Source organism: Vibrio sinensis (genome assembly GCF_003605645.1).
Lineage (GTDB): Bacteria > Pseudomonadota > Gammaproteobacteria > Enterobacterales > Vibrionaceae > Vibrio > Vibrio sinensis.
Genome location: NZ_QVMU01000011.1, coordinates 68542 through 85576, shown reverse-complemented (window position 1 = coordinate 85576; position 17035 = coordinate 68542). Strand labels below are relative to the sequence as shown.

16 protein-coding genes and 1 other annotated feature are annotated in these 17035 nt (G+C 43.0%); of the genes, 10 read left to right on the top strand and 6 right to left on the bottom strand.

Going from position 1 to position 17035, the window contains the following annotated elements; genetic code table 11:
- The first annotated feature begins 1 nt into the window (after position 1).
- Positions 2-1432, top strand: coding sequence for a bifunctional D-glycero-beta-D-manno-heptose-7-phosphate kinase/D-glycero-beta-D-manno-heptose 1-phosphate adenylyltransferase HldE (gene hldE / locus DZ860_RS13040; RefSeq protein WP_120031958.1), 1431 nt, complete (start codon positions 2-4; stop codon positions 1430-1432).
- A gap of 142 nt (positions 1433-1574) precedes the next feature.
- On the opposite strand, the gene arcA is transcribed toward hldE, so the two are convergent.
- On the bottom strand, positions 1575-2291 hold the full coding sequence (gene arcA / locus DZ860_RS13035; RefSeq protein WP_120031956.1) for a two-component system response regulator ArcA: 717 nt from the start codon (positions 2289-2291) through the stop codon (positions 1575-1577).
- A gap of 324 nt (positions 2292-2615) precedes the next feature.
- Between arcA and DZ860_RS13030 the strand changes: the two genes are divergently transcribed.
- Both DZ860_RS13030 and DZ860_RS13025 read left to right on the top strand, forming a co-directional pair.
- Entirely contained in the window at positions 2616-3005 is a 390-nt protein-coding gene (locus tag DZ860_RS13030; protein ID WP_120031954.1) for a DUF3293 domain-containing protein, read from the top strand.
- 58 nt (positions 3006-3063) lie between these two features.
- Complete coding sequence (locus tag DZ860_RS13025; RefSeq protein ID WP_120032053.1) at positions 3064-3549, top strand: putative 4-hydroxy-4-methyl-2-oxoglutarate aldolase; 486 nt, start codon at positions 3064-3066, stop codon at positions 3547-3549.
- Here DZ860_RS13025 and DZ860_RS13020 read toward each other — a convergent pair.
- The gene (locus DZ860_RS13020; protein ID WP_120031952.1) at positions 3546-4010 is read right to left on the bottom strand and encodes a hypothetical protein; all 465 of its coding nucleotides are present in this window, start codon (positions 4008-4010) and stop codon (positions 3546-3548) included. The two genes, DZ860_RS13025 and DZ860_RS13020, sit on opposite strands and share 4 nt — an antisense overlap.
- A 274-nt stretch (positions 4011-4284) precedes the next feature.
- Positions 4285-4402, top strand: a sequence feature (Thr leader region).
- A gap of 30 nt (positions 4403-4432) precedes the next feature.
- Here DZ860_RS13020 and thrA point away from each other — a divergent pair.
- Genes thrA through thrC form a run of 3 tightly spaced genes read left to right on the top strand, consistent with a single transcriptional unit; the run spans position 4433 to position 9144 of the window.
- A complete protein-coding gene (thrA, locus tag DZ860_RS13015; RefSeq protein WP_120031950.1) occupies positions 4433-6892 on the top strand; it encodes a bifunctional aspartate kinase/homoserine dehydrogenase I in 2460 nt (819 codons plus the stop codon).
- A gap of 15 nt (positions 6893-6907) precedes the next feature.
- Positions 6908-7864 carry a homoserine kinase gene (gene thrB / locus DZ860_RS13010; protein WP_120032051.1) on the top strand — a complete coding sequence of 319 codons (957 nt, stop codon included), beginning with the start codon at positions 6908-6910 and terminating at the stop codon, positions 7862-7864.
- Positions 7861-9144, top strand: a complete 1284-nt coding sequence (gene thrC / locus DZ860_RS13005) for a threonine synthase (RefSeq protein WP_120031948.1) — start codon at positions 7861-7863, stop codon at positions 9142-9144. Before thrB ends, thrC begins: the two co-directional genes overlap by 4 nt.
- 65 nt (positions 9145-9209) lie before the next feature.
- Here thrC and DZ860_RS13000 read toward each other — a convergent pair whose 3' ends face one another.
- The 4 genes from DZ860_RS13000 to mtnN form a co-directional block, all read right to left on the bottom strand.
- Positions 9210-9830, bottom strand: coding sequence for a TRIC cation channel family protein (locus DZ860_RS13000; RefSeq protein ID WP_120031946.1), 621 nt, complete (start codon positions 9828-9830; stop codon positions 9210-9212).
- Positions 9831-9902: 72 nt separating this feature from the next.
- Positions 9903-10739 (bottom strand): vitamin B12 ABC transporter substrate-binding protein BtuF, encoded by an 837-nt coding sequence (gene btuF, locus DZ860_RS12995; RefSeq protein ID WP_120031944.1) that lies wholly within the window; start codon positions 10737-10739, stop codon positions 9903-9905.
- Positions 10740-11693, bottom strand: a complete 954-nt coding sequence (locus DZ860_RS12990) for a cobalamin biosynthesis family protein (protein ID WP_120031942.1) — start codon at positions 11691-11693, stop codon at positions 10740-10742.
- 12 nt (positions 11694-11705) lie between these two features.
- Positions 11706-12401: a 5'-methylthioadenosine/S-adenosylhomocysteine nucleosidase gene (gene mtnN / locus DZ860_RS12985; RefSeq protein WP_120031940.1), complete on the bottom strand. Its 696-nt coding sequence runs from the start codon at positions 12399-12401 to the stop codon at positions 11706-11708.
- A 234-nt stretch (positions 12402-12635) separates the two neighbouring features.
- Between mtnN and rpsO the strand changes: the two genes are divergently transcribed.
- The 4 genes from rpsO to DZ860_RS12965 all read left to right on the top strand — a co-directional run bounded on the left by rpsO (position 12636) and on the right by DZ860_RS12965 (position 17006).
- Positions 12636-12905, top strand: coding sequence for a 30S ribosomal protein S15 (gene rpsO / locus DZ860_RS12980; protein ID WP_120031938.1), 270 nt, complete (start codon positions 12636-12638; stop codon positions 12903-12905).
- A 302-nt stretch (positions 12906-13207) separates the two neighbouring features.
- The gene (pnp, locus tag DZ860_RS12975; RefSeq protein ID WP_120031936.1) at positions 13208-15343 is read left to right on the top strand and encodes a polyribonucleotide nucleotidyltransferase; all 2136 of its coding nucleotides are present in this window, start codon (positions 13208-13210) and stop codon (positions 15341-15343) included.
- Between the two features lie 234 nt (positions 15344-15577).
- Complete coding sequence (gene nlpI, locus DZ860_RS12970; protein ID WP_120031934.1) at positions 15578-16480, top strand: lipoprotein NlpI; 903 nt, start codon at positions 15578-15580, stop codon at positions 16478-16480.
- Positions 16481-16595: 115 nt separating this feature from the next.
- A complete protein-coding gene (locus DZ860_RS12965; protein WP_120031932.1) occupies positions 16596-17006 on the top strand; it encodes a MarR family winged helix-turn-helix transcriptional regulator in 411 nt (136 codons plus the stop codon).
- Positions 17007-17035 lie beyond the last annotated feature (29 nt).

The following is a 17035-nucleotide window of genomic DNA, read 5'->3' as shown; positions in this document are numbered from 1 at the left end:
CATGAAACCAATCCTACCTGACTACAGTCAATCTGGCGTACTGATTATCGGTGACGTTATGCTAGACCGTTATTGGTATGGCCCGACTGGCCGCATCTCACCAGAAGCGCCAGTCCCTGTAGTGAAAGTAGAAAATAACGAAGAGCGCCCAGGTGGAGCCGCGAACGTTGCAATGAATATTGCCTCACTTGGTGGACATGCTCATATCGTAGGTTTAACTGGTGTTGATGAGCCAGCGAAAGTACTAAATGACACGTTATCAGCACTGAAAGTGCAATGTGATTTTGTTGAGTTGCCTGATTATCCGACGATCACGAAATTACGTGTATTGAGTCGAGGTCAGCAATTGATTCGTCTTGATTTTGAAGACCAATTTGAAAATACCGATCCAGCGTTAATTCTTCAACGCATGGATTCTGCATTACCAAAAGTAAATGCGGTTGTTCTATCGGATTACGCAAAAGGTGCGTTAGAGCATGTGCAAATGTTTATTCAAAAAGCACGTGCCGCTAATGTTCCTGTTTTTATCGATCCTAAAGGTGCGGATTTTGAACGTTACCGTGGTGCGACGTTACTGACACCGAATATGGCTGAGTTTGAGCAGGTTGTTGGTAAAGTAAAATCAGATCAAGAATTGGTTGAAAAGGGTTCTGCTCTGATTGAACAATTTGATTTTGAAGCGCTATTAGTTACTCGAAGTGAAAATGGCATGACACTACTACGTCGTGGTCAAGCACCATTCCACTTACCAACACAAGCAAAAGAAGTTTATGACGTAACGGGTGCTGGTGATACCGTTATTTCGGTGCTTGCCGCGTCTGTTGCTTCAGGAAAACCACTTGATGAAGCATGTGCACTCGCTAATGCGGCGGCAGGTGTGGTAGTTGGTAAGCTTGGCACATCAACGGTATCAACGATTGAATTAGCAGAAGCGGTTCATGGTAGTCAGGATACTGATTTTGGTGTAATCGGTGAGCAAGCTCTTATCGAAGCAGTAAAAAAAGCGCAATCAAAAGGCGAGAAAGTCGTCATGACTAATGGCTGCTTTGATATTTTACATGCTGGTCATGTTTCTTACCTTAATCACGCAGCACAATTAGGCCAACGTCTAATTGTGGCGGTGAATACTGATGAGTCAGTAAAGCGCTTAAAGGGGCCAGGTCGTCCGGTAAACCCAACAGATCGTCGTATGGCAGTTTTGGCTGGCTTAGGTGCAGTCGATTGGGTTGTGCCATTCTCTGAAGATACACCACAGCGTTTAATTGCAGCTGTTTTACCTGATTTATTGGTGAAAGGTGGTGATTATAAACCAGAAGAGATTGCTGGTGGCGAAGAAGTTATCGCTAATGGCGGGGCAGTTAAAGTTCTTAATTTTGAAGACGGCTGTTCAACAAGTGAAATCATCAATGCGATCAAAGGTGGCAAAGGCTAACTCATAGCTTACCCTCTTTTTTATCTTTTAAATGCTCATCATTTGATGGGCATTTTTTATGTCTATTTCTTATATAAATATAGGAATTACAGACATAAAAAAATGGAGCTTAAGAGCTCCATTTTTCTGAACTGGTTGAAGACTAATCTTCTAAATCGCCACAAAAACGGTAACCTTCACCGTGAATAGTTGCGATGATTTCTGGCGTACCAGATACTGATTCAAAGTGCTTACGAATACGACGAATCGTTACGTCTACAGTACGGTCGTGTGGCTTAAGCTCACGGCCTGTCATTTTTTTCAGTAGATCTGCACGAGTTTGGATCTTTCCTGGATTTTCACAGAAATGAAGCAAAGCTCGGAACTCTGAACGAGGTAGCTTATAACCGTCACCACTTGGGCTAACAAGAGAGCGGCTGTTGATGTCAAGAACCCAACCGTTGAACTGGTATTTTTCTACGCTACGTTTCTCTTCTTGTACTGCACTAGCGTTCATTGAACGGTTTAGAAGGTTACGAGCACGAATAGTAAGCTCACGAGGGTTGAAAGGCTTAGTGATGTAGTCATCTGCACCGATTTCCAAACCAAGGATCTTATCGACTTCGTTGTCACGACCCGTCAGGAACATCAGCGCAACATTCGCTTGTTCACGTAGTTCACGCGCAAGTAGTAAGCCATTTTTACCCGGTAGGTTGATGTCCATAATTACTAGGTTAATTTGACTATCAGACAGCACTTGGTGCATCTCTTCACCGTCACTGGCCTCGAAAACAGCGTATCCCTCTGCTTCAAAAATACTCTTAAGAGTGTTACGAGTTACTTGCTCATCTTCAACGATAAGAATCTGCGGGGTTTGCATTGGCGGTACCTAAACTTGTGAAAAAACCGTGCTAATAGAATAAATTCTAGGCAAAAATATTACATACAGGTAATTGGATGTTGATAATAAACTAAAGACTGTAAAAAAAATACTGACTTTAGCTGACCGCCGTCCTTGGTCAAGCCTTAAATTAATGAGGCTCCGTCATCCTCGAGTCTCTACTTGGCTTTGTTGCGATTTTATAATGTTAACACCATGCTAACAACGGCAGAATGTTAATACCATGCACTTTGTTGATTTATGTCAAGAGTTCTGATGTAACAAATATTAATAGTATCAGGTAAATGTAAAGTTATTGAATATATGATGGTAGATGCGCAATTATGGGACAGTTATTGTCAGCCATATTTTAAGTTTAGTGAGCCATTCTCTTATGACGGCATTGCTATTATTACCGCTGAAAACCCAGCGAGTATACGCCAGCGATATGGAGTGAATCGCATTGAAAATCAAAGGTTAATGTCAGATTTGGAGCCGTATGATTTTGTGATAGTTCAGGTTGGTAATCGCACATTTAGTTGGGTAGAAAATAGCTATGCGGCAAAAATAGATAGAAGCGAGGCAATCGCTCTAGCGAGGAAATATCGACAAAATGCAATTTACTATGCTGTTAACAAACATCTTTTTTTACTTTCTTGTTTAGATGACGGCATAGTGAAAGATCTTGGGGAATGGGATTACCGAAGAGTTTAAGGAATTAACAATACTGCTTATGCATACCATGTCATTGAGCAGTAGAATCAAGGAGGAAATTATGGATATAACACCGGATATATGTGATCAATTTGAGCGTCAGATCACTCATTTTGTATTGCCACTGAGAAGTTTTGGTGGGAAATCAGCGTTTTGGGGTGAAATTGTGACTGTTCGTTGTTTTCACGACAATTCAAAAGTCCGTGAAATGCTGGGACAAAATGGCAAAGGAAAAGTGCTATTTGTTGATGGTAACGGTTCATGTCAAAGAGCGTTGCTCGGTGACCAACTCGCTTTGCTTGCGATTGAGAATCATTGGGAAGGAATTATCGTCAATGGTGCGGTTCGAGACGTTGCTGCTATTGCTAAAATGGATTTAGGTGTTCAGGCGCTAGGAACCTGTCCATTGAAAACAGAAAAGCGCGGTGTTGGTGAAATTGATGTAGCGCTTACTATTCACAGCCAAATGGTTCAGCCTGGCGATTATATCTACGCGGATTGGAACGGCGTATTAATATCTGATGAGCTACTCACATGGTCTTAAAATCGGAACCCTAAACCGACTTCAACACCTTGCTGCCACTCTTGGTAATCGAGAGTGGCATGTATATCAAGATTGTCGGTTAACTTCATACGACTTGATATCTCGGCAGAGAGTTTAGACTCCTTACCAGATGATTCCGTTTGTTCCTCACTATATGAGTGCAAAGTGCTTTTAAGGGATAGTCGAGGGGACACCTGAAAACTTACACCGCTTAAAAAGCCACTATCGTTGTGTTGTTTATTATTGTTGAGGCGGGTCCCTACATATAAATCAACACGGTCAAACACGTTGTAGGCGTAGCCGCTATCTATTTTCCATGAATCAAAAGTGTGCTGATCGGACTCACTGGTAATGAACAGTCGGTGAGGCGAGCTTTTTGTTTGGGACGGGAGGACAGGCAATGCTTCTGCATAGCATGAAGACGCAAAAAGGGTAATTGCTAGGCTAATAATTCTTTTCATTTCCCTTCCTTGAGTATCGGTATCCTTACCACACCCACAATTAAAGCATAAAACTAAGGAACTAGTGTCGAGTTTTATATAGCAATTCGTTATTACGATATGTGCTTATGGTTTCATTAGTCACATTGGGCATAAAAATGGTCGATTAGATGAAAACTTATGCATTATCAGAACAAAAAATAGAAGATTTTCATTGACGACTTGTGAATAAATAAGGTAAACGTATGGGGAAGCCAACAGAAAGTGTATTAATACGATATGTTAAATAGCAGCCAAACAGTAATGACCACAACCATTATTATTACCGACACTACATGCGTTGGGGCAGGCTGCTAAACGGAAAAAATTCAAAAAAAGGCCTGTACTCAAATTGAGATACAGGCCTTTTTTTATGCCTATTTATTGAGTTTTTGGAGGAATGGATGCGAGTTTTAAAATTTGGAGGTTCATCATTAGCGGACGCAAATCGTTTTTTACGGGCGGCGGATATCATTGCTAATAATGCTCAACAGGAAGAAGTAGCCGTTGTGCTATCAGCTCCAGGTAAAACAACCAATAAGTTGGTCGCGGTTATTGAAGCGGCATTGAAAAATGGTGAGGTTGATTTACAAGTTGCCGATTTAGAAGATTCTTTTCGCGACTTGTTTCAAGACATCAAGCAATTACTGCCGAATATTGATGGTAGTGACTACAATAATCAGGTGAAAGCTTCACTCTCTCAACTACAGCAGTTTGTTCACGGTATTAATTTATTAGGTATGTGCCCTGATAACGTGAATGCTCGAATTATCAGTAAAGGTGAGCGTGTTTCTATTCAGTTGATGAAAGCGGTACTTGAAGCAAAAGGGCAAGCGGCGAGCTTAATTGATCCTGTCGAATACTTGTTCGCTCGAGGTGAGCATCTTGAAGCAATGGTGGATGTCGAGATTTCAACTCAAAATTTCCGCAATAAACCACTACCTAAAAATCATGTGAACATCATGCCTGGCTTTACTGCTGGGAATCAAAAAGGCGAGCTTGTAACTCTCGGACGCAATGGTTCTGATTACTCAGCTGCGGTCCTTGCTGCGTGTCTACGTGCTGATTGCTGTGAAATTTGGACTGACGTGGATGGTGTTTATAACTGTGATCCTCGTTTGGTTGATGACGCTCGTTTACTCAAATCTTTAAGTTATCAAGAAGCGATGGAACTCTCTTATTTTGGAGCTTCGGTACTTCATCCAAAGACTATCGCACCAATTGCTCAGTTCCACATCCCTTGTTTAATTAAAAACAGCTTTAACCCGCAAGGTGCGGGCACCCTCATTGGTCAAGACACTGGCGAAGACAAGTTAGCTATCAAAGGAATCACGACGCTAAGTGATTTGACGATGGTGAACGTATCAGGCCCTGGGATGAAAGGTATGGTCGGTATGGCGAGCCGCGTTTTTGGAGCCATGTCCTCTGCGGGTGTTTCAATTGTTCTTATTACTCAATCTTCTTCGGAATACAGTATTAGCTTCTGTATTGAGGCGGAAGATAAAGCTCTTGCGCAGCAAGCATTGTCTGATTCATTTGAATTAGAATTGAAAGATGGGCTGCTAGAGCCAGTTGAGTTTATGGATAACGTTGCCATTGTGACTCTAGTCGGGGATGGCATGCGCACTTCTCGCGGGGTCGCATCACAATTCTTCTTGTCGCTTGCAGAAGTGAACGTGAACATTGTGGCTATTGCACAGGGCTCATCGGAACGCGCTATTTCTGCCGTGATTCCAGAAGATAAAATTTCGGAAGCTATTAAAGCCTGTCACGAGAACCTCTTTAACTCTAAACACTTCTTAGACGTGTTTGTTGTTGGTGTTGGCGGTGTCGGTGGTGAGTTAGTCGACCAGATTCAACGTCAGCAAGCGAAGTTAGCGGACAAAGGCATTGTTTTGCGAGTATGTGGTCTTGCGAACAGTAAAGGTTTATTGCTGGATGGGAAAGGCTTGCCATTAGAGCATTGGCGCGATCGTATGATGAGCGCAAGTGAACCATTTAGTGTTGCTCGTTTAACGTCACTGGTACAACGCAATCATATTATTAACCCTGTCCTAGTCGATTGTACTTCAAGTGAAGAAATAGCTAATCAATATGCTGATTTCTTAGCGGCGGGTTTCCATGTCGTTACACCGAATAAGAAAGCAAATACGGCGAGCATGGCTTATTACCATCAACTTCGCGAAGTGGCGCGTAATTCTCGCCGCAAGCTTATGTATGAAACGACGGTTGGTGCTGGCTTACCGGTTATTGAAAACTTACAAAACCTAATTTCGGCGGGTGATGAACTTGAGCGTTTCAGTGGCATTTTGTCCGGCTCTCTTTCCTATATCTTTGGTAAGCTTGATGAGGGGATGACACTAAGCCAAGCGACTAATATCGCAAAAGATAATGGCTTTACTGAACCAGATCCTCGTGATGACCTGTCAGGAATGGATGTCGCTCGTAAGTTATTAATCTTGGCTCGTGAGGCAGGGATGGCGTTAGAGCTTGAAGATGTGATTGTTGACCAAGCTTTACCACCAGGTTTTGATGATTCAGGCAGCGTCGAAGAGTTCATGGCGCGTTTACCAGAAGCAGATGCGTATTTCCAAGAGCAAGTCGCTAAAGCCGCTGAAGAGGGTAAAGTACTGCGTTACGTCGGTGAGATTTCAGATGGTCAATGTCGAGTTAGTATTGCTGCGGTAGATGAAAACGATCCAATGTTTAAGATTAAAGATGGCGAAAATGCCTTGGCATTCTTTAGCCGCTACTACAACCCAATTCCTTTGGTATTACGAGGCTATGGTGCTGGTACTGAAGTGACGGCTGCGGGCGTTTTTGCCGATGTAATGCGTACGTTAGGCTGGAAGTTGGGAGTATAATCGATGAGCAGTGAGATGGATGTTGTAGTCTACGCTCCGGCGTCAATTGGCAATGTCAGTGTTGGATTTGATGTATTGGGGGCCGCAGTGTCTCCAATCGACGGCACCCTATTGGGAGATCGAGTCTTAGTCAGTAAAGGTGAGCAGGCGTTTAGTTTAGAGACCGCGGGTCGCTTTGTCGCGAAGCTACCGACTGATCCTAAAGAGAACATTGTTTACGATTGTTGGCGAGTTTTTGCCCGTGAGCTTGATCGTAAAGGGATTGAACTTTTACCAGTCGCTATGACATTAGAGAAAAACATGCCAATAGGTTCCGGATTAGGTTCCAGTGCATGTTCTATTGTGGCGGCTCTCGATGCACTAAACCGTTTTCATGCTGAGCCTTTGAATGAGACGGAACTCCTTGCTTTGATGGGGGAAATGGAGGGGCAGATTTCTGGCGGCATTCACTATGACAATGTGGCACCTTGTTATTTAGGTGGCCTGCAGTTGATGCTGGAAGAGTTGGGTATTATCAGTCAAGAAGTCCCATGCTTTGATGAGTGGTTCTGGGTGATGGCTTATCCGGGAATTAAAGTTTCAACCGCCGAAGCTCGTTCTATTTTACCGTCGCAGTATCGCCGTCAAGATGTGATTGCACATGGGCGACACCTTGCTGGGTTTATCCATGCTTGCCATTCGAATCAACCTGAACTTGCTGCAAAAATGATCAAAGACGTGATCGCAGAACCATATCGTGAGAAACTATTACCCGGTTTCGCTGATGCACGTAAGTATGCGGCGTCAGCTGGAGCGCTCGCTACTGGAATTTCTGGTAGTGGACCAACGTTATTTAGTATCTGCAAAGAGAAAGATACCGCAGAGCGTGTAGCTCGATGGCTAGAACAAAACTACGTACAAAATGAAGAAGGATTCGTTCATGTTTGTCGTTTAAACAAGCAAGGTTCGATTGTTACAGGAAGTAAGCTATGAAGCTGTATAATATCAAAGAAAATGACGAACAAGTCTCCTTTGGCCAAGCGGTCCGCCAAGGATTAGGTCGTAATCAAGGCCTATTTTTCCCATCTCAATTACCTCAATTTGATGATGTCAATGCGCTATTAGATGAAGATTTCATCTCGCGTAGCACTAAAATTCTATCAGCTCTGATTGGAGATGAGCTGCCCTCTGAGCAAGTGAATGCCATGGTTGATGCCGCATTCCAATTTCCAGCACCAATTAAACAAGTTAAAGACAATGTGTATGCTTTAGAGCTATTCCATGGTCCTACACTAGCTTTTAAAGATTTTGGTGGTCGGTTTATGGCGCAATCATTAGCGGCAGTATCGAATGGTGGCAAAATCACGATTCTGACAGCGACCTCTGGTGATACAGGTGCTGCTGTGGCGCATGCTTTTTACGGCATGGAAGAGATCAACGTAGTGATCTTATATCCGAAAGGAAAGATCAGCCCACTGCAAGAAAAACTATTTTGTACCTTGGGAGGCAACATTCACACGGTTGCTATTGATGGTGACTTTGACGCTTGCCAGGCATTAGTAAAACAAGCTTTTGATGACGAAGAACTGCGTGAAGAGATTGGTCTAAATTCGGCGAACTCAATCAATATTGCTCGTTTAATGGCACAGATTTGCTACTACTTTGAAGCCGCTTCTCAGCTAAGTAAAGTGCAACGAGAGAACTTAGTTGTGTCAGTGCCAAGTGGTAATTTTGGGAACTTGACGGCAGGCCTATTAGCAAAAGCTTTAGGTTTACCAATCAAACGTTTTATAGCGGCAACCAACGCGAATGATACCGTGCCTCGCTATCTTGAAACGGGACAATGGGCTCCAAAGCCGACGGTTGCGACAACATCTAATGCGATGGATGTAAGTCAACCGAACAACTGGCCTCGTATTGAAGAGTTGTGTGGTATTAAGCAATGGGGTTTAGACACGTTAGGTAAAGGCGTGGTTTCTGATGAGCAAAGCGCTGAGTCGGTGAGAGAGCTTAATGATCTCGGTTACTTATGTGAACCTCATGGAGCCATCGCATATCGCGTGCTGAATGAGCAACTAGCAGAGGGCGAAACAGGGTTGTTCTTATGTACTGCTCATCCTGCTAAGTTTAAAGAAGTGGTTGATGATATATTAAAAACAGATATCGATTTACCAGCACCGTTAGCCAAACATGCGGTGATGGAATTATTGTCTGAAGACTTAGCCAATGATTTTAATGCACTAAAAGTGGTACTTCGTAAAGCCCACCAGTAATCATTGAATGATTAAAAAACAAAAGGTCGCTTATGCGACCTTTTTGATGTTCTTGTATAATCGGTTTAGCGATTTAAGGCAAAAGTAGGTAGAGAGAGGTGCCAGCGAATTGCACCTAATCGGATGATGAGAGTCGACATAACTCCAATAAGGAATGAAACGTCATTGCTAAAACCCATCGCTAACGCTGTCGTATGGCAAACACCACCAATGATACACGCCGTCGCGTAGACTTCGCTTCGTAACACCATTGGCACTTCACGGGCCAACACATCGCGAATGATACCGCCACCACAACCAGTTATTACGCCCATGATTACCGCGACCATTGATGAGTCTTGATACATCATGGCTTTTTCAACACCAATACCGACAAATGCCGCAAGTCCAATCGCATCACAAACCGGCAGTACCCACCAAGCAAGACGCTTAGGACGGCGAACAATTAACATCGTTAGCAGGCAAGTGATAAAAATCACCCACAGATAATTGTTGTCTGTTATCCAGAATACTGGGGTCGCGCCAAGCGCCATATCACGAATTGTCCCACCGCCAATAGCAGTGACACTCCCTAAAACGATGACACCAAAGGGGTCCATTTTTAAACGACCAGCAAGAAGAACACCTGAAATCGCAAAAATAGCCGTACCAAATTGGTCAATAATATAGAGCAGCATGGAGTCCATGTTACTAACGTCTCTTACAAATAAATGAAGCAAAAAATGGCGTCGGATTGTACGAGATCTAATGAGCAATCGTTAGCGTTTTTGTCTCACTGTTTCGAAGTGATCACAAACTTGCTCAATTGCGAGTAAAGTTCTCGGTGTTGGGCGGTTTATCCAATCGGATTTTAAAGACCAAATATGGTGGTTTTTTATTGCATTGAGTTGTTCTTTCCAATCGATCCACATATTGCCATTGGCGATAGCGTGTTCAGAAGTAAAGATCACATCAGGGTTTTTTATGAGTACTTGCTCTTTACCAACTTGTGGGTAAGGGGCTGAGCTGTCAGAAAAGACATTTTTGCCCCCACAAAATTGAAAAACTTCACTTGGCCATTTTCCTTGAGCAAGCGTGACAATAGGGGCTTCACTGAGTTGGTAGAAATAACTCACTTCATCTTGGGTATCATAGCGCTGTTTTATCGAATTTAATTGCTGCCTGAAATTATGGGCTGCCATTTTTCCTACCGATGGGTCATTGGCATATTGACTAAGGTATTCAATATTATCGGCAATATCTTGCAGCGATTCTGTTTTTGAATAGTAGATATTGAAGCCAAACTGTTTTAGTTTTTCGAGTTCACGCGCAGGATTTCCAGATGGCCATGCGATGATAAGATCGGGTTGTAAGGCGATAATACGTTCTACTTTTATCCCTTGGTAGTTGGCGACTCTTTCAATTTGGTTTGCTTGTGGTGGGTAATCACTGTATTCGCTGACAGCGATAATTTTATCTCCAAGACCAGCGGCAAATGCAATTTCAGTAGAATGCGGTGCGAGGCTAATCACTCGTTGAACTGCGTGCGTTTGGATGGATTGCGCTTGAATGCATTGAGAAAGAAAATATAAGCAGAGAAAGCAAAGGCGTAACATCTAAAATCCTTGATAAATTATCGACATGATAACGCTTTGGATGACAATCCAAGCAAAAATGCGCCAGGCAAGTAACCTTTGAGCTTGTGCTATATGAAAAGCAGAGGGAGCGATGCGTCCTCCTAGTTTTGCTCGGACCATTTTTGAACCATCATAGATTGCTGGGCCACCAAGCGATAATTCTAATTTTGTGCCTATCGCAATTAGTAGCCATGATGGGCCAGGAAGGGGCCAACTACGAGCCTGTTGCTTAATCTGGGTGATGACAGTAAAGCATTGATTACCACAAGCGATGAGTAGCGCAAATAAACGTAAAGGAACAAAATCTAATACTGCGGCGGCTCGGATTGCGGCTAACCCAAAAGGGGAAAAACGTTGACGGGATGGTGACCACGCTCGAGATAATTCGATAGCCATCCGGTAGATTAGCGCGCCAATGCCACCACCAACCGCATACCAAAATAGAACCCCAATAACGTTTCTACCATAAGCCATGGTTAGCGTTTCGGTTCCTGCTTTTCCAAGGCCTAATAATGAGAGTTGTGGCGTAGAACGATTGACAATGGGTTTGAGTAGCATTTTTGCGTGTTCTTTGTCTTCACGAGCAAGAGCGGCAATAAAAGGCGCCACAAACTTATCGGTATTACGCCAATCAATTGCTAATAGTAGTAACGCTAATTCAAAGAGTTGTGGTTGCCAAACCAAAGGCTTTAAGGCTATCAGGACAATAAACAGCGGCACCATCATAAGAAGCCAAGCGAGTGTTCCTGAGAGTAAACGTTGTGAATAAGGTTGATTGGTATTTACTTTTTCTGCGAGTTGTTCTGCAAATTTATGCCATAGAACGGCCGGGTGAGCCTCGCGTGGGAAAGGAAGAATGAGATGAAAAATGAGTGCACCCCATAATACGAGGAGTGCACCATTAGAATAAAAATGATTGAATAAATCTTCCATGATTTTTGTGGCTTATTTCAGCAGTTCAACCATTTTGATCACCATTTCAGAAGAACTTTGCGCAGCAAGTGGCAAGAATTCATCAAAGCTCATTGTTGCTTCTTTGTCCGCTACATCAGAGATAGCACGAACGACAACGAATGGTACTTTAAATTGGTGACAAGTTTGAGCGATTGCTGATGCTTCCATCTCAACTGCGATTACAGATGGGAAGTATTGGCGGATAAACGCTTGGCGCTCAGCAGTACAAACAAAAGCATCGCCAGTACAAATTAGACCGCGTACAGCATGCTTGTCTTCCATAGTCGCAAGAGCTTGCTCTGCGATATCCATCAGTTTTGTATCAGCCATGAAAGCTGCTGGTTGTTGAGCCATTTGGCCCATTTCATACCCAAATGCCGTTACATCAGCATCGTGGTGACGAACTTCAGTTGAAATCACCACGTCGCCTAGATTTAAGCTTGAATCGAAACCACCTGCAGAGCCGGTATTGATCACAACATCAGGTTGGAATTCATCAAGCAAAATGGTGGTGCCAATTGCAGCCGCTACTTTACCGATGCCTGATTGAAGCAGTACAACATCTACGCCATTCATTTGGCCTGAAAAGAAAGTACAACCCGCTTTTTTCACTTCTTGGCAGTTGTCGATTGAGTCTTTTAGGATGGAAACTTCTTGTTCCATCGCGCCGATAATGCCGATTTTCATAATGGGCTAAACCTAGGTAATAAACAAAGTGGCCGAAGTTTACCATGAAGCTTTGCTTGTCTGAACTCATTATCGAGTTTCGATTCTGTCCTACTGGGTTAAAAACCGGCAATGACCTGAATAAATTGCTATTGCGGTTGATGGGGGATTCACCTATAATCCGCGCTTCGCGTAGCGGCTGAATCAGAGATTGGCTGCTACAAATTATAAACCTACTCTTATTAGGAGAGCATTATGTCTCTGAATGCAGAAACTAAAGCAGCAATCGTTGCAGAATACGCGCAATGTGAAAACGATACTGGTTCACCAGAAGTACAAGTAGCACTACTTACTGCTTCTATCAACCACCTTCAAGGTCACTTCAAAGCTCACAAAGGCGATCACCACAGCCGTCGTGGTCTTCTACGTATGGTTTCTAGCCGTCGTAAGCTTCTTGATTACTTGAAAGGTAAAAACCTTGCTCGTTACCAAGACCTAATCAAACGTCTAGGCCTACGTCGCTAATTAGTGATTGCATAGAACAGTTTGTAAAAAAGGGGCTTATGCCCCTTTTTTTATTGGTGAAAATCCCCCAATTCCCTCTAAGTAGTTTATACTACTGTCCGGCTAAAACAGTTGTTCTTGTTGACGCCAAATAAAATCATGATGATTCATCTCATTACAGTCACCGATGTCGGCCAACAGGTCGCGACTATTCAAAGGTCACTGCACGTTTAAACAGTGTCTTTTCACTAGTCGCGATTCGTAATGTTTTGGATTTTTACTTAACTTAGTCTGGGTATTACTACCTAGTACAAGGAATAATAATGTTCGAAAAACCAGTTGTTAAAACGTTTCAGTACGGTAACCACACCGTTACTCTAGAAACCGGCGTAATCGCACGTCAAGCTACTGCTGCTGTAATGGTTACTATGGACGATACTGCTGTATTCGTATCTGTAGTAGGTAAGAAAGAAGCAGTTGAAGGTCAAGACTTCTTCCCATTAACAGTGAACTACCAAGAGCGTACTTACGCTGCAGGTAAAATCCCTGGTGGTTTCTTCAAGCGTGAAGGTCGTCCTTCTGAAGGTGAAACTCTGACTGCTCGTCTAATCGACCGTCCGATTCGCCCACTATTCCCATCTGCATTCAAAAACGAAGTGCAAATCATCGCTACAGTTATGTCTGTGAACCCTAACGTTCAACCAGACATGGTAACAATGATTGGTACTTCTGCGGCACTTGCTATCTCTGGTCTACCATTCAATGGTCCTATCGGTGCTGCGCGTGTTGGTCATATCGATGGTCAACTAGTACTTAACCCAAGCATGACTGAACTAGCTACGTCTAAACTAGACCTAGTGGTTTCTGGTACTGAAAACGCAGTACTAATGGTTGAATCTGAAGCAGATAACCTAACTGAAGAAGAAATGCTTTCTGCAGTAGTATTTGGTCACGAACAACAGCAAGTTGTTATCAAAGCAATTAACGAGTTTGCAGCTGAAGTTGCAACTCCAGCTTGGAACTGGGAAGCTCCAGTAGTAAACGCTGAGCTTAAAGCTCTAGTTGCTGACCTAGCTGAAACTCGTCTTGCTGATGCATACCAAATCACTGAGAAAATGGCTCGTTACGAGCAAGTTGGCGCAATCAAGAACGACGTTGTTGCTGCACTACTAGCACAAGATGAAAACCTAGCAGAACGCGAAATCCGTGGCATGCTTGGTTCTCTAGAGAAGAAAGTAGTACGTAGCCGTATTATCGCTGGTCACCCACGTATCGATGGCCGTGAAAAAGACATGGTTCGTGCACTAGACGTACGTACTGGTGTTCTTCCTCGTACACACGGTTCTGCATTGTTCACTCGTGGTGAAACGCAAGCAATCGTAACAGCAACTCTAGGTACTCAACGTGATGCTCAAATCATCGATGAGCTAACTGGTGAGCGTAAAGATCACTTCCTACTACACTACAACTTCCCTCCATACTGTGTTGGTGAAACTGGTTTTGTAGGTTCACCTAAGCGTCGTGAAATCGGCCATGGTAAACTGGCTAAGCGTGGTATTGCTGCTGTAATGCCATCTGTTGAAGAGTTCCCATACACTGTACGCGTAGTATCAGAAATCACTGAATCTAACGGTTCATCTTCAATGGCTTCTGTATGTGGTACTTCTCTAGCACTTATGGATGCTGGTGTACCAATCAAAGCATCTGTTGCGGGTATCGCAATGGGTCTTGTTAAAGAAGGCGACGATTTCGTTGTTCTTTCTGACATCCTTGGCGACGAAGACCACCTAGGTGACATGGACTTTAAAGTAGCGGGTACTAATGCTGGTATCACTGCACTTCAAATGGACATCAAAATCGAAGGTATCACTAAAGAAATCATGCAAATTGCTCTTAACCAAGCGCAAGGTGCACGTAAGCACATCCTTTCTGTAATGGATGAAGCTATCTCTGGTGCTCGTGAAGAAATTTCTGAATTCGCTCCACGTATTTACATGATGAAGATCAGCTCTGAGAAGATCAAAGATGTTATCGGTAAAGGCGGCGCAGTTATTCGTGCTCTAACTGAAGAGACGGGTACTACAATCGAAATCGAAGATGACGGCACAATCAAGATTGCAGCAACTGAAGGCGCTGCAGCGAAAGAAGCTATTCGTCGTATCGAAGAGATCACTGCTGAAGTTGAAGTAGGTCGTATCTACACTGGTAAAGTTGCACGTCTAGCTGATTTCGGTGCGTTCGTAACAATTCTTCCTGGTAAAGATGGTCTAGTTCACATCTCTCAAATCGCTGACAAGCGTGTTGAGAAAGTGTCTGACTACCTGACTGAAGGTCAAGAAGTTCAAGTTAAAGTTCTTGAAATCGACCGTCAAGGCCGTGTACGTCTAAGCATGAAAGAAGCAGTAGAGCAACCAGCGGAAGCTGAAGCTGAAGCAAAACCAGCGGCTGACGCTGAGTAATTTGTATTACTGGCTTTATTCGCCTAATCTAGGCAAAGCATGATATAAAGGGAGCATTAAGCTCCCTTTTTTATACCATTTTGAAAATGTTATTTAGTGATTTTATTGCATCATGAAATTCATTTTCCGCTTATAGACAACGGCAAGAACAAATTTACAGGATTGTTTGTGCAAAGTGGTACGACTGCGGACAAAACCGACTAGACTCTAGTTTGTTAACAGGAGTAATTATTTGTGAAATGGTTTCAAACCGCGACATTAGGCCTCACTATTTTGCTTACCTCTGGGTGTGCTTCAACTTTTAATCAAGATGGTCGATGGTTATATCCCCCGATGGCTGTGCCATTACAAGCCAATCCACAGCAAGAAGTGCAAATTGCACGCTTGAGTCAACTTTTGCTTCGTCCTAATTTGTCCGATGAAGTACGAGCAAAAATGTTGTTCGAACGAGGCAATTATTACGATAGCTTAGGCATGAGAAGCCTAGCAAGACTCGACTATAATCAATCACTCTCTTTCGACCCCGCACAACCAGAATTATTTAATCTACTGGGTGTGTATTACACCGAGGTTGGAGAGTATGACTTAGCTTATGAAGCATTTGATTCTACGCTAGAGCTTGATCCAGAGAACTCCTATGCCGCGAGAAATCGAGCGATAGCTTTATACTATGGCGATCGAATTGATTTAGCGTTGGAAGAGATCAACACGCATTACTCTGATTCCCCAAGCGATCCTTTTCGAGCGTTATGGACTTATATCATTCAATACGAAAAGGAACCAGAGCAAGCGACTAAGACGTTAACACAACAATACCAAGCGCGTGATACGCAGTGGGGTTGGATGTTAGTTGGAATAAGCTTAGGACAAATATCTGAAGAAGAAGCGTTCCGCTTTATTCTCACTGAGTCTCGTGGTGATAATACGTTATTGGCGCAAAGATTAACGGAAACGTATTTTTATCTAGGTAAGCGTTATCAACGAGCTGGTGAGTTTTCTAGTGCAATCGCTATGTACAAATTAGCCATTTCGTTTAACGTCTATGAGTATGTAGAACATCGCTATGCTTTCCTTGAATTAGGACGCATTTTTGAGCAAGTACAAGCAGAGCGTATCGCTCAGGCAAAAATACAATAGTGTTGAGGCTTTCAAATGAATAAAAACCGCTGTTTTTCACAGCGGTTTTTTTATTGCATCTCAATGTACTTTCCGTAAAATAGTTAGCTTGACTAACTATTTTTGCGGAAAAGCAATGCTAGCCAAAAGTTTGAGTAATTTAGAGCGGTTTTCTTATAAAGCATGGCGTGTTCATGGGAAAGAGGATCCATTGTGTTTACTCAGTTTTAATGAATACGATTATCTGAAAGTAATCCAAGATAGCGAGGGCGGTATTCGAATTACCGATCTAGCGGAAGAGTTACGCGTAACGAAACCATCGGCTTCAAATATGGTGGTTAGACTTGAGAAAAAAGGTTTAGTTAATCGTATTGCTTGTGAGGATGATGCTCGTTCAAAGCGTGTTGTTTTGAGTGAGAGTGCAATGAAAAATATGTCATTAGAAACAGTCGTATATAAGGATATGGCGGCTCAGATGACAAGTCGATTGAATGAAGAAGAAGCAAAGCAGTTAGTGTTATTACTAGAAAAAGCCCTTCACGATTAAAAAATTTAATTATTTAGTTAGCCTTGCTA

Excerpts from the sequence above, each read along its gene's own strand:
- pnp (WP_120031936.1), top strand. The coding sequence starts at position 13,208 with ATGTTCGAAAAACCAGTTGTTAAAACGTTTCAGTACGGTAACCACACC.
- thrB (WP_120032051.1), top strand. The coding sequence starts at position 6,908 with ATGGATGTTGTAGTCTACGCTCCGGCGTCAATTGGCAATGTCAGTGTT.
- btuF (WP_120031944.1), bottom strand. The coding sequence starts at position 10,739 with ATGTTACGCCTTTGCTTTCTCTGCTTATATTTTCTTTCTCAATGCATT.
- arcA (WP_120031956.1), bottom strand. The coding sequence starts at position 2,291 with ATGCAAACCCCGCAGATTCTTATCGTTGAAGATGAGCAAGTAACTCGT.
- DZ860_RS13030 (WP_120031954.1), top strand. The coding sequence starts at position 2,616 with ATGATGGTAGATGCGCAATTATGGGACAGTTATTGTCAGCCATATTTT.
- thrA (WP_120031950.1), top strand. The coding sequence starts at position 4,433 with ATGCGAGTTTTAAAATTTGGAGGTTCATCATTAGCGGACGCAAATCGT.
- hldE (WP_120031958.1), top strand. The coding sequence starts at position 2 with ATGAAACCAATCCTACCTGACTACAGTCAATCTGGCGTACTGATTATC.
- mtnN (WP_120031940.1), bottom strand. The coding sequence starts at position 12,401 with ATGAAAATCGGCATTATCGGCGCGATGGAACAAGAAGTTTCCATCCTA.
- DZ860_RS13020 (WP_120031952.1), bottom strand. The coding sequence starts at position 4,010 with ATGAAAAGAATTATTAGCCTAGCAATTACCCTTTTTGCGTCTTCATGC.
- rpsO (WP_120031938.1), top strand. The coding sequence starts at position 12,636 with ATGTCTCTGAATGCAGAAACTAAAGCAGCAATCGTTGCAGAATACGCG.
- DZ860_RS12965 (WP_120031932.1), top strand. The coding sequence starts at position 16,596 with ATGCTAGCCAAAAGTTTGAGTAATTTAGAGCGGTTTTCTTATAAAGCA.
- thrC (WP_120031948.1), top strand. The coding sequence starts at position 7,861 with ATGAAGCTGTATAATATCAAAGAAAATGACGAACAAGTCTCCTTTGGC.
- DZ860_RS13000 (WP_120031946.1), bottom strand. The coding sequence starts at position 9,830 with ATGGACTCCATGCTGCTCTATATTATTGACCAATTTGGTACGGCTATT.
- DZ860_RS12990 (WP_120031942.1), bottom strand. The coding sequence starts at position 11,693 with ATGGAAGATTTATTCAATCATTTTTATTCTAATGGTGCACTCCTCGTA.